This window comes from Microbacterium sp. Leaf203 (assembly GCF_001421275.1).
Taxonomy (GTDB): domain Bacteria; phylum Actinomycetota; class Actinomycetes; order Actinomycetales; family Microbacteriaceae; genus Microbacterium; species Microbacterium testaceum_A.
Genome location: NZ_LMKF01000016.1, coordinates 312 through 661 on the forward strand (window position 1 = coordinate 312; position 350 = coordinate 661).

Annotated in this window: 1 protein-coding gene; it reads right to left on the reverse strand. The window is 60.9% G+C overall.

All coding sequences use genetic code 11. From position 1 onward, the window contains the following. On the reverse strand, positions 1-350 hold a 350-nt coding region (locus ASE56_RS17425), incomplete at both ends, for an SDR family NAD(P)-dependent oxidoreductase (protein ID WP_200914076.1).

Below are 350 nucleotides of genomic sequence, written 5' to 3' on the forward strand. Positions count from 1 at the left end.
AGGGATGCATAGACAATCGTTTCCGCCCTTGGACGCTTTGCCATCACGCTGCCTGTGGCGACGACACGTCCCCAGCCGCGTTTTGCCATCGGCGGCACAAGCTTTGCCGTCAGGGCGAGCAAGGCGGAAAAGTTTGCCGAAACATGCGCCTGGATATGCGACCCATCGACGTCACCCCAAGGGCGGCGGCGCTCAATCGCCGCATTGGATATGAGGATGTCGATAGGGTTGGCGGCGACTTCATCGGCAAAAGCCGAAACTGCCTCGCTGTCGGTGAAATCCGCCTCGAGAATCTCCGTATCCAGGCCTATCGCTGCCGCCGTCTCACGCGCGCCGTCAAGGTCGCCAAA